Annotated in this window: 11 protein-coding genes; 6 read left to right on the forward strand and 5 right to left on the reverse strand. The window is 59.3% G+C overall.

All coding sequences use genetic code 11. The annotated features are described in order from the left end of the window. The first annotated feature begins 49 nt into the window (after positions 1–49). The 4 genes from lexA to GSUB_RS07475 all read left to right on the forward strand — a co-directional run bounded on the left by lexA (position 50) and on the right by GSUB_RS07475 (position 5,305). On the forward strand, positions 50–655 hold the full coding sequence (gene lexA / locus GSUB_RS07460) for a transcriptional repressor LexA (RefSeq protein WP_040200025.1): 606 nt from the start codon (positions 50–52) through the stop codon (positions 653–655). A 6-nt stretch (positions 656–661) separates the two neighbouring features. Beyond that, positions 662–1,828, forward strand: coding sequence for a DNA polymerase Y family protein (locus GSUB_RS07465; protein ID WP_040202242.1), 1,167 nt, complete (start codon positions 662–664; stop codon positions 1,826–1,828). Next, positions 1,825–4,830: a DNA polymerase III subunit alpha gene (locus GSUB_RS07470; RefSeq protein ID WP_040200026.1), complete on the forward strand. Its 3,006-nt coding sequence runs from the start codon at positions 1,825–1,827 to the stop codon at positions 4,828–4,830. Before GSUB_RS07465 ends, GSUB_RS07470 begins: the two co-directional genes overlap by 4 nt. A gap of 154 nt (positions 4,831–4,984) precedes the next feature. Next, entirely contained in the window at positions 4,985–5,305 is a 321-nt protein-coding gene (locus GSUB_RS07475; RefSeq protein ID WP_040202243.1) for a cupin domain-containing protein, read from the forward strand. Positions 5,306–5,312: 7 nt separating this feature from the next. Here the strand turns inward: GSUB_RS07475 and GSUB_RS19385 are convergent, their stop codons facing one another. Then, the gene (locus GSUB_RS19385; protein ID WP_158414058.1) at positions 5,313–5,474 is read right to left on the reverse strand and encodes a hypothetical protein; all 162 of its coding nucleotides are present in this window, start codon (positions 5,472–5,474) and stop codon (positions 5,313–5,315) included. Positions 5,475–5,504: 30 nt separating this feature from the next. Continuing rightward, a complete protein-coding gene (ppc, locus tag GSUB_RS07480; RefSeq protein WP_040200028.1) occupies positions 5,505–8,300 on the reverse strand; it encodes a phosphoenolpyruvate carboxylase in 2,796 nt (931 codons plus the stop codon). Between the two features lie 234 nt (positions 8,301–8,534). Here ppc and GSUB_RS07485 point away from each other — a divergent pair, with 234 nt between their 5' ends. Both GSUB_RS07485 and GSUB_RS17995 read left to right on the forward strand, forming a co-directional pair. Continuing rightward, the gene (locus tag GSUB_RS07485; RefSeq protein ID WP_040200030.1) at positions 8,535–9,575 is read left to right on the forward strand and encodes a radical SAM protein; all 1,041 of its coding nucleotides are present in this window, start codon (positions 8,535–8,537) and stop codon (positions 9,573–9,575) included. Positions 9,576–9,702: 127 nt separating this feature from the next. Next, complete coding sequence (locus GSUB_RS17995; RefSeq protein ID WP_052464735.1) at positions 9,703–10,107, forward strand: c-type cytochrome; 405 nt, start codon at positions 9,703–9,705, stop codon at positions 10,105–10,107. 44 nt (positions 10,108–10,151) lie between these two features. Here the strand turns inward: GSUB_RS17995 and GSUB_RS07495 are convergent, their stop codons facing one another. The 3 genes from GSUB_RS07495 to GSUB_RS07505 all read right to left on the reverse strand — a co-directional run bounded on the left by GSUB_RS07495 (position 10,152) and on the right by GSUB_RS07505 (position 14,474). After that, positions 10,152–11,540 carry a TatD family hydrolase gene (locus tag GSUB_RS07495; RefSeq protein WP_040202247.1) on the reverse strand — a complete coding sequence of 463 codons (1,389 nt, stop codon included), beginning with the start codon at positions 11,538–11,540 and terminating at the stop codon, positions 10,152–10,154. A gap of 87 nt (positions 11,541–11,627) precedes the next feature. Continuing rightward, positions 11,628–13,160: a methionine--tRNA ligase gene (metG, locus tag GSUB_RS07500; RefSeq protein WP_040200032.1), complete on the reverse strand. Its 1,533-nt coding sequence runs from the start codon at positions 13,158–13,160 to the stop codon at positions 11,628–11,630. Between the two features lie 15 nt (positions 13,161–13,175). Then, positions 13,176–14,474: a PSP1 domain-containing protein gene (locus GSUB_RS07505; protein ID WP_235269921.1), complete on the reverse strand. Its 1,299-nt coding sequence runs from the start codon at positions 14,472–14,474 to the stop codon at positions 13,176–13,178. Between the last annotated feature and the right edge of the window lie 28 nt (positions 14,475–14,502).

Genomic DNA, 14,502 nt, shown 5'->3' on the forward strand with positions numbered 1-14,502 from the left:
ACATACGCAGAACTTACGCATAAGTTGAAACAAGCATGAGGAGGTGCCTATGAGTCCATTGACGCCCAAGCAGAAAGCCGTGTTCGACTTCATCGTTTCATTTACCGAACGGGAAGGGTATGCACCGTCCCAGCAGGAGATCGCCCACGCCTTTGGATTTTCTTCCCTCGGCACGGTGCAGAACTACCTGGTGCGCCTGGAGCGCGAAGGGGTGTTGCGCAAGGACTGGAATGCCCGTCGCGGCCTGCAGGTGCGTCCTTCGGTGGCAAAGAACAGCCTGGAACTGCCCCTGGCGGGAACCGTGGCCGCAGGCCGGCCCATCGAAGCGATCAGCACGCCGGACACCATCGAAGTTCCGGCTTCCATGGTCGGATCGGGAGAGAACTTCGTGCTGCGGGTCAAGGGCGACTCCATGGTCGGCGACGGGATTCTGGATGGCGATTTCGTGGTGGTGCGCAAGCAGCCCCAGGCCCAATCCGGGCAGACCGTGGTGGCCCTGATTCGCGGCGAGGCCACCGTCAAGCGGCTGGTGCGCAAGGGCGAACGGATTGAGCTGCACCCCGCCAACCCCGCCATGGAACCGCTGGTGATCGAAGGTGAAGAGGATTTTCGCATCGAGGGGGTGGTGGTCGGTCTCATCCGCCACTGCCCGTGATTGTCCATGGCGCGTGATATCGTTCATCTGGCTGTGCCGGCCTTTGCCGTTTCCCTGGCGAGGGTGGTCGATGCGTCTCTGCGTGAACGACCGGTTGCTGTTTCTTCGGGCCCTTCGTCGCGCGCTCTGCTGCAGTGCGTTTCGAGCGAGGCGCAGGCCGAAGGGGTGTATGAAGGGATGTCTGCCCACCGCGCTCGTCTTCTATGTCCGGCGCTTCATGTTCTGCCGCCCGACCCCCACCTGCTGGCCCGCGGCAATCAAGCCCTGCAGCGGCTGGGCGGCGACTATACGCCGGTGGTGGAACCCGGCGACGGAGGGCGGTTGTTTCTCGATCTGACCGGCTGCAGCCGTCTTCTTGGGCCGGGGCGCGACGTGGCCGCGCGCCTGGAGAAAGACCTGCGGCAGCGGCTGCGCTTGAGCGGCAATGTCGGTGTGGCCGGCAACAAGCTGGTGGCGCGCATCGCCGCCGGCTGCCTGGAGCGCCCCGGCGTGTGCGACGTGCTGCGCGGCGCCGAGCAGAGCTTTATCGGCCCGCTGCCGACGACGGTTCTGCCGGGGGTTGGTCCGACCCGTCAGACCGGGCTGCTGCAGGATCTCAATATCCGCTTCGTACAGGAGCTGGCCGCCCTGTCCGTGGCGCAGATGCGGCTTGTGGTCGGGGCCTTTGCGCCGCTTCTGCATCAGCGCGCCCGCGGCATCGACCCCAGCGCGGTGCGTCCGCCGCAGAAATCTCCGCAAGTAGCGGAGGAAACCTTGCTGGCGCGCCAGGATAACGACGATCTGGTACTGCTTGCCGCGCTGTGCCAGCTGGTGGAAGCCTGCGGCCGTCGTCTGCGTCGCCTGCGCCGCATGACGGCGGAGATTGTTCTTTGCCTGACCTACGCCGACGGCGTCAGCCATCAGCGCCGGACGGCATTGGATATTCCCTGTAATCATGATCCTGAACTCTACACGGCGGCCGAGGATCTTTTGAAACGGGTTTGCGAGAGACGGGTGCGTATCAAGGGGATGCGCCTGGAGTGCCGGCAGCTGTGTCCCGTCATTTCGCAGGTCGACCTGTTCACCCGCAGCGGGCCTTCGCCGCGCCAGGCCGCTCTGCAGCAGGCCCTTGACCAAGTGCGCGACAAATACGGTATGGCGGCCGTGCGTCGCGGCCGCACCCTGCCTTTATGAACTACGCCGCCCTGCACGTCCATTCAGCCAGCTCCCCCCAGTGGGGTGTGCGCTCTCTGCCTGACATCTGCGCTGCGGCTCGCTCCCTGGGGATCAGGTCGTTGGCGCTGACGGATCGCAACGGCCTTTACGGCGTACCAAATTTTATTGAAGCCGCCCGATCCTGCGGACTCGAACCGATCATCGGCGCCGAGGTGTACACCGCCGGCCATCGGGCAGTACTGCTGGCCGAAGATGAGACCGGATATGCCCACCTGTGCCGCCTGCTTTCGGATCTGCACTGCCGGGATGATTTCGACCTGGCCCACAGCTTGAGCCATGCACGGCGCGGCCTGACGGTGATCAGCGATGATGCTCAGGTGTTGCGTTTGCTGTGCCGTCAAAACCGCGCCGGGCTCTACGTGGAACTGTCTCCGGGCCATCAGATGCACCGCGCCCTGGCCCTTGCGCGGGAGCTGAGGCTGCCGCCGGTCGCCACCACGCGCGCGCTGCTGCTCGACGACGAAGACTACGAAACTCACCGCGTCCTGCGGGCCATAGCTCTTAACACCCGGCTTTCGCGCCTGACGCCTGCAGATGTAGCGGGGGAGGGCGACCGCCTGATGTCGGCTGCACAGCTGGCGCAGTTTTTCCCCCACTGCCCGCAGGCGCTGGACAACACACTGGAGATTGCCGCCCGCTGCCGCACCGACTGGGATTTCAGCACCACCATATTCCCCGCGTTCAACGGTCTGAGCGATGATGAGGCGTTTGCCGTTCTTGAAGCCCGGGCCCGGGCGGGAGCCCGCCGGCGCTACGGCGACATCGACGCACGCGTCGAGGAACGGCTGCGCAGGGAGCTGGACCTGATCTTCGCCAAGGGCTTTGCCCATTACTTCCTGGTGGTGGAGGAGCTGGCCCGCCAGTCGCCCCGCACCTGCGGGCGCGGCAGCGCAGCGGCGTCGCTGGTGGCCTACACCCTGGGCATCACCCATGTCGATCCCCTGGCGTACAATCTGTTCTTTGAGCGCTTTCTCAACGAAGGGCGTCTCGACCCGCCGGATATCGACATCGACTTCCCCTGGGATGAGCGTGACGCCATCCTTGATTTCGCCTTCCGGCGCTACGGCGCGCGGCGCGCGGCGATGGTGGCCAACCAGATCAGCTTCAAGGGGCGCTCGTCATTGCGGGAGGTGGCCAAGGTCTTCGGTTTTGAGGAGGCGGAGATCAAGTCCGTGACCTCGCGGCTGTCCGGCTACTGCAGAGCCGGGGACGTTGCTGCGGCCATCTCGGGTGATCCGTTGTTTCAGGACCGTTCTTTGAGTGAAGACTGGCAGCAGGTGCTGCGCATTGCCAGCCGCCTTGAGGGGCAGCTGCGCTATCTCGGCCTGCACTGCGGCGGGCTGGTGGTGGTTCCCGATGAGATCCGCCGCTACGTCCCGGTCGAAGTCTCTGCCCGCGGTCTGCCGCTGATCCAGTGGGAGAAAGACCAGGCCGAGGCCGCCGGGCTGGTCAAGATCGATATCCTCGGCAACCGCTCCCTGGCGGTGATACGCGATGCCCTGCAGGCCATCAAGGAGCAGACCGGCCGCGAAATCGACTACGCCAGCTGGCAGCCGCTGGAGGATGCGTGCACCCGCAGGCTGCTCTGCCGGGGGGAGACCATGGGCTGCTTCTACATCGAATCGCCCGCCACCCGGCAGCTGCTCAAGCGCATGTTCGAGCAGGGTCCGGCCGAGGACGGCGCTTTTCTCTTCGAGCACCTGGTCATGGCGTCTTCCATCATCCGACCGGCTGCCAATAACTTTATCCGTGAATTTATCGCGTGCATGCGCGGCAAGTCCTGGCGTTTTCTGCACCCGCTGCTTGACACCGTGTTGGAGGAAACCTACGGCATCGCCATCTACCAGGAGCAGATTACCCAGATCGCCATGGCGCTGGCCGGTTTCACGGCGTTTGAGGGTGATCAGCTGCGTAAAATCATCAGCAAGAAGCACAAGGCGCAGACGCTGAAGGATTACCGGGAAAAATTCTTTGCCGGCGGCCGTAAAAAAGAGATCGACGACAAAACCCTGCAGGCGGTGTGGGAACAGATTCTCTCCTTCGGCGGGTACTCCTTCTGCAAGCCGCACTCGGCCTCCTACGCCCTGGTCAGCTGCAAATCGGCCTATCTCAAAACCCATTACCCGGCGCAGTTCATGGCAGCGGTCATCTCCAACCGGGGCGGTTTCTATTCTCCGCTGGCCTATCTCTCCGAAGCGCGCCGCATGGGGCTGACCATTCTGCCGCCCGACATCAATCAGAGTAAGGACCACTACCTTGGGTGGGACAGGGCACTGCGCATCGGTTTCATGCAGATTCAGGGGCTTTCGCACAAGGCGCTCAAGGCGGTGCTGGTTGAACGTGAAAAAGGTGGGAATTTCCGTGATTTTCAGGATTTTCTGCAGCGTGTGCGTCTCGATTGCGTCGATGTTCAGCGGCTGATCAAGGCCGGTTGCTTCGACGGGCTGGAGGGGCGGTCACGTCGCCCGGTTCTGCTGTGGCAGTGCCTTGCCGATTCGCGGCAGAATGCCGTCGGGCAGACGGGGCTGCTGTTTGATGCCCCTGCACTCGATCTGCCCAGACCACCCGCCTATGACGACAGAAAGGTTCTTGCCCAGGAAGTCGAAACCCTGGGGATGCTGGTGTCCTGCCATCCGCTGCGCCTCTACCGCCGTCAGATCGAACGCCTCAAGCCGGTGCCCGCCCGCTCCCTGGAGAAATGGGCCGGGCGCTACATCACCATGATCGGCTGGTGGGTGACCGGCAAGAGGGTGCGGGACAAAAACGGCCGCCCCATGGAGTTTGTCTCCTTCGAAGACACCACCGCCATCTTCGACGCGACATTTTTTCCTGCCGCCTACGGGCGCTTCTGCCGCAAGCTCTCGCGCCTGCGGCCCTACGTGCTCAAGGGGAGGGTGGAAGAGGAGTTCGGCGTGGCGACCCTGAGGGTGGAATGGGTCGACTTTCTGGAGGATGAGTGAGGAAGACCCCATAGGAGCTCCTTCAAAGGCGATGAATCTGGCGCTTGCTTTCCGTCGCGACCTGCCGAATAATGAGTCAGATTTTTGTAAAGCGCAATTGCGCAACCTCTGTACAATTCTTTGTATGGGGCCGGATTACGACCGATCGAGGATCATGAACAAACAGAACCTTTTTCACAATATTCCGGGTTCTCTACCTGCAGAACTGTTGCAGACCCTGGCCGGCAACGCGCAGGTGCGTATCGAGCGCATTGTCTCCCGTGGCCACAGTTCGCCGGAAGATTTCTGGTACGACCAGGAGCAGCATGAGTTCGTGCTGCTGGTGCAGGGGGAAGCTGAGCTGGAGTTTCAGAATCCGGCCGAACGCCTTCGCCTGCTCGCCGGCGACTGGCTGGTGATTCCTGCCCGCCGCAGGCATCGTGTGGTGCGAACCGATATGCATCAGGATACGGTCTGGCTGGCGGTATTTTACTAAACCCGGATTATTCATGAAGCTTTGTCGCGGGAAAAAGGTTCATTGGTGAAATAATCGCGACGACCAGGCAGTCGGCCGAGGCTATGGTCGAAAATTGCGTCAGTGAACTGGTGCCTGCCCGGAACGATACCGTGCCATCAGTGGGCTGATGGCCGATATCCTCTCCCATCTTTCTCCGCGCTGATCCCTTCCGGATCTCTCACCCCGTATTGCGCAGCCCGGCGGCAATGCCGTTGATCGTCGCCGCCAGCACATAGTTGAGTTCATCGTTTTGTTCGTCACGGCGCTTGCGTCGCAGCAGTTCCACCTGGATCAGGCTCAAGGGATCCACATAGGGGTTGCGCAGGCGCAGGCTCTGAGCCATGTCCGGAGTGCGTTCAAGAACCGCCTGCTGACCGGTTACCGACAGCACCATGGAGCGGGTGCGCCGGAATTCTTCGACAAACAGGGTAAAAACCCGCTCGCGCAAAGCGTCATCTTCGACCAGTCCCGCATAAAGGCGGGCCAGGGGCAGATCGACCTTGGCCAGGGCCACTTCGACGTTGCGGATCATGTCGCGGAACAGGGGAAATTTCTGCATCATCTCACGCAAAAGCGACAGGCCATGATCATGTTTTTCGGCAAAGCTTTGCAGTGCTTGTCCGACGGAGAACCAGCCGGGAATCATGTGGCGGCTCTGGATCCAGCCGAACCCCCAGGGAATGGCGCGCAGATCGTCGAGGCTGCTATTGTCCTTGCGGCGGGCCGGGCGCGATCCGATTTTGGCCAGATCGAACTCCAGTACCGGCGTGGCCTGCTCGAAATAGGGCAGGATGTCGGGATTGTCGGCAATCTGAGCGCGGTAAAATGAGAATGCCGTGGCCGACATCTCATCCATAGCCTCTATCCATTCGGAGCGTGGTTCAGGATCTACCAGGCCGGGGCGCGCGAGGGCTTCAAGGGAGGCTGCCGTCATCAGCTCGAGATTGCGCAGCGCCAGGGCCGCATCGGCGTACTTGAAATTGATGACCTCGCCCTGTTCGGTGATTTTGAGGCTGCCGGTAAAGGCTCCGGCAGGCTGGGCGACAATAGCGCGGTGGGTCGGGGTGCCGCCGCGCCCCACCGTGCCGCCGCGTCCGTGAAACAGGGTCAGCTTGACGTTGCACTCGGCCGCAACCCGATGCAGGTCGCGATGGGCTTTGAAGATCTCCCAGGTGCTGGTGAGCATCCCGCCGTCCTTGTTGGAGTCGGAGTAGCCCAGCATGATTTCCTGGTGGCGATCCCAGGAGTCGAGCAGCGGGGTGTAATCAGGGGTCGTCCACAGGTCACGACAAATCTGCGGAGCGTTGCGCAGATCCTCGATGGATTCAAACAGGGGCACCGGCATCAGTCCCGGGTCTTTGGACTCTGGATCGCCTTTGACTCTGATGCCGCTGATGTTGCACAGCCACAGCAGATTGAACACGTCCTCGATACAGGTCGCACCGCTGATAATGTAACTGCGGATTGAGGCCGGAGGATAGTCGCGTTTCAGGATCGCGATCGTTTTCAGCGTATCCAGCAGCTCCAGGGTTTTCTCCGACGGTGCCCCGGCCAGGACGTTTTCTGTTTGCTCAAGCATGCGTGCACCGGACCCCAGCTCTTCCACTGCAGCGCGATGGACTTTGGCATGCTGCCGTATATCGAGGGTGTGCAGATGAAACCCGAAGGTCTGCAGGCGACGCAGGATCGGGTCAACGTAGCTGCGCGCCAGACGTTCGCCGTCATGGGCGCTGAGGCTGCGGCGCACCAGCTGCAGTTCTTCGGTCAATTCCTCGGGGCTTTTGTAGGCCTCGGGATGGCGTGGGTCTTCGAGGGTTTTCTGCAGGCGATGCAATGCGATGCGCAGAAACTTGCGGTAGTGCTCGCAGTCGGGATAAGAACCGGTCATTGTTGCCGCTTCCGGATATTTGTGCAGCGCCTGCTCAATGGCTTCCAGCAGCTCCTGCGCAACGCCGACGCGGCAGGCTGAAGCGGTCAGCAGTTCACGCAGCTCCTCCATATTGTCCACATAAATGCGCAGAATGGTTTCGCGGGCCCGCTCCAGCGCGTCGCGGGTAGCGCTCGGGGTGACGAAGGGGTTGCCGTCGCGGTCTCCACCGATCCATGAGCCGAATCGGATCAAGGAGGGCAGGTCCGCCGGGAGGACCTCCTCACCGTAAACCTCGCTGAATGCTTCGGCCAGATCGCGGTAGAAATCGGGCAGCGGCTCCACCAGCGATTCCCGGTAATGATCGATTCCCATGCGGATTTCGTCGCCTACGGAAGGCTGACGGCGGCGCACCTCATCGGTCTGCCACAGCGCCGTGATCTCACTGAGAATTTCATCCTGGCGACGGGCCGCCTCGGTGACGGACAACGGCAGGCGGTCAAGCTGTTCCAGAATGCGGTCGATGCGGCGGCGTTTATAACGCACTACACGCCGCGCCACCTCGGTGGGGTGGGCGGTAAAAACCGGTACCACCTGGATGCATGACAGGAAATCGCGGGCAGCCGAGGTGTCGATACCGGCATCCTTCATGCGCTGCAGGGTGCCGCGCAGCGATCCCGGCTTGTCGCCGCCGTGCTCCAGGCGGGTCGCGCGACGGCGGCGTTTTCGGTGGTTGGTTTCGGCAAGGTTTGTAAGTTCGAAAAAAACGCCGAAAGCCTTGATGACCTGATGGGCGTCATGCAGGGACAATTGCGCCACCAACTGTTTGGATTCTTCTTCCAGCTGCAATTCCTCAGGGCATCCTAAGGCCTCGCCCTGGTCGTTGTTGCACAGCTCGCGATGGCGAATCGATTTTTTGCGCAGCAACTCTTCGGTATTGAAAATATGCTCGCCGGCCTGCTCGCGCAGTACGACCCCGAGCAGCATCCCCAGGGAGCGTACATCGCGCCGCAGGGGGCGTTCCTTGATATCTTCTTCGTGAGTGATCAGTTCGTTCAGTCTTTCCGACTGGCTATCGGCTTTCCAGAAAGTGACAGGTTTTTCCATGATTGTCCCTCTATAGAGTTCAGGTTATCTTAATAGCTTACGATTCGTGATGTGATATGCAAGGGAGGGAATCTTATCCCTCCGTAAATAGTGTTCACGTGTATCGGGTAAGCCTATTTCTGTCATTGGAGTCTGTGCGTGATTCGGTTGACCGGCTGATGAATGGCGTGACAAGATAGGGGCCCGGTCTTCAAGATATTTCAATACGCCCATTTCAGATCCAGGAGAGTTCCTTTGAATATTGAAACGCTTATCGAAAAATCCCGTGCCCAGGAGCCGTTCAGCCGAGAAGAGATTGTCGCCATGCTCTCTTTTCCCAGCGTATCTGAGCAGACCATGAGGCTGATGGCTGAGGGATCGCGTATTTCCCGCGAACTGACAGACAATCAGGCCGAAGTCCAGGGACAGTTTGCTCTCAATCTTGCGCCCTGTCCTATCAACTGCCAGTTCTGCTCCTTTTCGTCCGAGTATGAGATTTTCAGGGAACAGACCCAGATCAGTGCCGAGCAGGCTGTGGAATCTGCCAAGCTGTTTGACTCCAACCGTGAAAATGCCGCGGTGTTGATGATGGCGACCGCCGATTACGGTTTTGAGCGATTGCTCGAAACCGCCCAGGAAGTTCGCAGGGCTCTTGACCCTTCAACTCTTCTGATCGCCAATGTTGGTGATATGAGTCTGGAGAACGCGAAACGAATGAAGGAGAGCGGGTTCCATGGCGTGTACCACGCGGTGCGAATTGGCGAGGGATCTGCGACCCGCGCCCCCAAAAAACAGAGATTGCGCAGCATCCGCAATTTTCAGGAAGCAGGCCTGATTGTGGGTACCTGTGTCGAGCCCATCGGGCCTGAGCATTCCAACGAGGAGATCGCTGAGCATATCATGCTGGCCGGCTCCTTCGACCCCGCATTCAGCGGTGCTGCACGCCGCATCACGATTCCGGGATCGAAGCTGGAGAAGCACGGCATGATCTCCGAGCTGCGCATGAGCCAGATTGTCGCTGTAACCCGCATCGCCACCCCGCGCAGTGTCACCGGAAACTGCTCCCATGAACCCTGCAGCCTTGCCGCAGCGGCAGGTGCCAGCCTTTTCTGGGCGGAGACCGGGGCCAACCCCCGCGACATCAAGGAAAAAACTGAAGAGGGGCGCGGATTGTCCGTCCAAGGGTGTGCCGATCTGTTCCGCGAGGCCGACTGGCAGGTCAGAACGCAGCCGTCTCTTTATTTCAGCAAAACACACAAATGTCTGGCTGATCCGGACATGTCGCTTCAAGTATGATGGTGGTTAGTTGGAAAAAGGAAAAAGCGAAGAGGAGAGGATGCAAATTCGAATAATCGCGGTAAGATTGTGACCGACGGTTCGGAATCTGCTTATTCCGGCTGATATTATTCGAGGAGGATTTTATATGAAAGACCGATATCTGGTAAAAGTCACGGCCGTTGCTGCTGCTTTTGGTTTTATGATGCTGTCGGGCTGCAGCGAACGTCAGGAGGTCGCTGATGCCCCAAAAGCTCAGGAAGTAGAACGACGGGCCGAGAACGCTGCAGCCTCAAGCGATTATGACTCCACGGTTGCTCAGCAGACCTATGAAAAGCATTGTGCCTCCTGTCACCCCAACGGCGGCAATATCATCAATTCCGAAAAAAATCTCAAAAAAGCCTCTCTTGAAGCCAAGGGAATTGCGACGGCTGAGGATATCGTGAAGATCATGCGTGATCCAGGCCCAGGCATGCCGGCATTCAATGAACAAACTATTCCCGAAGATCTGGCACTGGATGTCGGGCGCTACATCCTGGACACATTCAAATAAAATCTAAAAATCCCCGGATAAGTTGTTTTTATCCGGGGATTTTTCTATCCTACCTCGTTATATTCCCGGGCGCGGAACATTGCGCCGAGATCTTCCGCCACCCGCCTGCAGGCCTCCACGTCGAGCCCCGGCACGGTGACTACGCTGGCGGTCACCGATGGGATGTAGCGCAGTGCCTCCCGGATGAAATCCTTGACCCCCTCGTACGCTTTTTCGCCGAAAGTTGAATGGCATATCTTCAGGTAGGTTTCGGCATCGGCGGCATTGAGTGAAACCGACACCGCATCGACCAGCCCTTCAAGCTCGGGTAGAGTGTTGCGTTCATGTACCAGGTTGGCCTGGCCGTCGGTGTTGATGCGAACCTTTTTCCCCTTCTTTTTCAGCCACGCGGCAACTTCCTTGACCAACTCAAGCCTCAGCAGGGGCTCTCCATATCCGCAGAAAACCACCTCATCATAGGTGGAAGGATCGCCAATGGCGGCGATGACTTCCTCGAAATCCGGCTCATGCTGAAGCTGAAGAGGGTGCCCCTTGACGGTGAAATCGCGAAACTTCGCGCAGAAACTGCAGGCGTTGGTGCAGCGGTTGGTGATATTGAGATAGAGCGAGTTGCGGATGGCGTAGGCAATTGCGCCCGATTGGTCTACCTGTCCCAGTCCGAAGAGCTTGATGGCGTTGCGGGTGGTGATGCGGGCCACATCTTCAAGGGAAAGGCCCTTGACCTCTGCCAGCGTTTCCGCTGTGCAGCGCACATAGGCCGGCTCGTTGCGCTTGCCTCGATAGGGCTGAGGCGCCAGGTAGGGGCAGTCCGTTTCCACCAGCAGGCGCTCGACGGGGATGGCTCGTGCCACTTCCCGCAGCGCCTCGTTTTTCGGGTAGGTCAGAGTGCCGGGGAAGGAGATGTAGAAGCCCATCTCAAGACAGGTGCGGGCCATATCCGTATCGCCGGAGAAGCAGTGAATCACACCGCCGATTTCCGCCGCGTTTTCTTGGCTGAGGATCTGCATAATCTCCTCGTGAGCATCCCGGTCATGGATGATCAGCGGTTTGCCCAGTCGTTTGGCCAGGCGAATTTGTTGCCTGAAAGCCTGACGCTGGATATCGCGGGGTGCGCGGTCGCGGTAGAAATCCAGCCCGGTTTCACCGATGGCAACGACCTTCGGATCCGAGAGCGCCAGCTCTTCCAGCGCGGAAAGGCCTTCGTCATCGGCCTGAAGGGCGTCGTGGGGATGAATTCCGACTGCGACAAAGATATTGGCATAGCGCCGGGCCAGGTCGAGGCAGCGGCGGGAACTTTCAATATCACAGCCGACGGTGATCATTCTGGAGATGCCGTTCTGTGCGGCTCTTTCCAGGACTTCATCGAGATCGGCTGCGAACTTGCCGCCGTCGAGATGAGCGTGAGTGTCGACCAGGGTGGATTTCAGGGTCATGCGGCTTTCTCCAAAAACAAGGGGCGCAGAAGGCGCCCCCGTGATTCGTTCGATTTTCAGGACGGGCACCATTTGGGTGCGCGGTTTCTACTCCCGCTCTATACGCGGAAACAGGGGCGCTGCTTTTTCGATTTTCGTTCCGGCGTTCAAACCGCCCCAGATATCGCGTCCGCGCAGCTTCGGATCGTTCGGGTCGCAGCCGAGGATGTCGAGAATCTTCTCGGAAGTGTCCGGCATGAAAGGGGAAATCATCAGCCCAATGATGCGGCTGGCCTCCGCCAGGTTGTACATGACCGTTGCGAGGCGTTCGCGGTCGGCCGGATCTTTGGCTAGAACCCAGGGTGCCGTCTGATCGATGTAGCGGTTGGCGGCGCTGATCAGCTCCCAGATGGTCTGCAGAGCCTTGTGAAAGGCCAGATCGTCCATGTGGCGATCAAGCGTTAGCAGGCTGTTGGGGAAGCGCGCGACGAATTCGCTGTCCATATCGTCTGCCGCGGCCGGCGGCGGCAGTTCCCCGTTGAAATATTTGTTGATCATGGCGGTGGTCCGGCTCACCAGGTTGCCCAGGTCGTTGGCCAGATCCGAATTGATGCGGTTGGTCAACGCCTGGTGGGAGAAATCACCGTCAAGGCCGAACGGCACTTCGCGCATGAGAAAGTAGCGGATGGCGTCCACGCCGTATTTGTCCACCAGCATGTTCGGTTCCACAACATTCATCAGGCTTTTACTCATTTTCTGCCCTTCGACTGTCCACCAGCCGTGAGCAAAAACTCTTTTCGGCAGGGGGATGCCTGCGGCCAGTAGGAAGGTGGGCCAGTAAACGGTGTGAAAACGCAGGATGTCCTTGCCGATCATATGAACATCGACCGGCCAGAACTTGCTGAAGTTTCCGTCGGGATCATCAGGGTAGCCCAGCGCGGTGATGTAATTGGAAAGGGCGTCGAACCACACGTAAATCACATGTTTGTCGTTGCCGGGAACCGGAAGTCCCCAGGAAAATGTGGTGCGAGAGATGGACAGATCGCGCAGTCCCTCGCGGACAAAGCTCAGGATCTCGTTGCGGCGTGACTTGGGCTGGATGAAGTCGGGGTTTTCCTCGATATGCTTGAGCAGAGCATCCTGGTACTTGCTCATGCGGAAGAAATAGGATTCTTCCTTGAGCTTTTCCGTCGGACGGCCGCAATCGGGGCAGCTGCCGTCCATCAACTGGGTTTCGGTCCAGAATGTTTCACAGGGAGTGCAGTACCAATCTACATACTCGCCGAGATAGATGTCCCCCTTGGATTCGATGATTTCAAAGAGCTTGTGAACCCCCTTTTTGTGGCGCTCCTGGGTGGTTCGGATGAAATCGGTGTGCGAGATGTTGAGCCGCTCCCACAGGGCCTGAAAGCGTTTCACGACCCGGTCGGCAAGCTCGTTGGGTGTTTCTCCCTTGGCTTGAGCCGCCTTTTCGACCTTCTGGCCGTGTTCGTCGGTTCCGGTGAGGAAGAATACCTCGTGTCCGCGGGCCCTCTTATAGCGGGCCATCACGTCGCAGGCCAGGGTGGTGTAGGCGTGACCGATGTGAGGAACGTCGTTGACGTAATAAATGGGAGTTGTGATGTAAAATGGCTGCGGCATGCTCATAATCTCCTGTTACTGGTCTTTTTTCCGGGGGCGGCGACGCGGTCGGCGTTTTTTTTCGCCGCTGCGCGGTTTGGCGGGCTGTCCCTGCTGGCCGGGTTGGCCGCCTTTCTGCTGTTCATCCCGGTTGGGTGTGGAATCGGCTTTGACGGATTTTTCAGGACGGCGCTTTTCCGGTTTGTCTGCAGACTCCTGTCTGGGTTTGGCCGGTGCGGATGGATTTTCCGCGGAGCGTGAAGTGTCCTCTTTTTTTCTGCTACGTCCGCGGGACGACCGTCCACGGCGCTTGCGCTTGCTCTTTTGTTCAGAGCCGGCATCGGCGGGCCCTTTCTGCTCCGGCTTTCCGCCTTTTTCCTGATCTATCTTTTTCTCCTGATCAGGTTTTGGTCTGCGTTGTTCCTTTTCCTGCTTGCCGTCCGGGCTCTTGAGCGCCGGATGCAGTGGAATTTCCTCAGCAGCCGGGGGGGAGGCGTCGGGGATTTCCCCCAGTTCGATATCGCGAGCGGTAAGAACAGCATCCTTCCCATCGTCGAGGCGCACTTTAACTTTACCGGCAAAAATATCGACGCTCAACACCATCGCCTCGCGCTTGCCGAGTTTGATGATGCGGCCGATTTTAGGCATTCTGCGCTTGAGATGGCAATAAGTTTCGTATTCATAGCCGAGACAGCACAGCAAACGACCGCATTGCCCGGAGATTTTTCCGGGATTCAGGGCCAGCCCCTGCTCTTTGGCCATTTTGACGGAAACCGGATTGAATTCACGCAGGAAAGTGCAGCAGCACAGCTCCCGTCCGCAGACTCCGACTCCGCCGAGCAGTTTGGCTTCGTCGCGCACGCCGATCTGGCGCATCTCAATGCGGGTGTGAAGATTGTGGGCCAGATCCTTGACCAGTTCGCGGAAGTCGACGCGGCCGTCGGCGGTGAAATAAAAAATGACCTTCGATCCTTCAAAAAGGTACTCGGCCCGAACCAGCTTCATGTCCATGCCGCGTTCTTCGATGCGCTTTTTGCAGTACTCAAAGGCCTGCTGCTCCTGATCCTTGTAGCGGGCGTCGATGGCCAGGTCTTCGTCTGTGGCTTTGCGCAGAACCTTTTTGAGCGAATCGTTGAGGTTTTCCGGGGCAACCTCGTGTGGAGGTGTGACAACCAGGCCCAGGGCGCGGCCACGTTCGGTTTCGACCACAACCTGATCGCCTTTGCTGAGTTCAAGATCGCCGGCGTCGAAATCGTAAAGACGGCCGGCATCGCGGAATTTAATTGATAAGACACGAATCATGGTGGTGGATGTATTTCCTGTCACAGAAGTCATAATGGGACGGATCCTTTGCCTGAAAGGC

Source organism: Geoalkalibacter subterraneus (genome assembly GCF_000827125.1).
GTDB lineage: Bacteria > Desulfobacterota > Desulfuromonadia > Desulfuromonadales > Geoalkalibacteraceae > Geoalkalibacter_A > Geoalkalibacter_A subterraneus.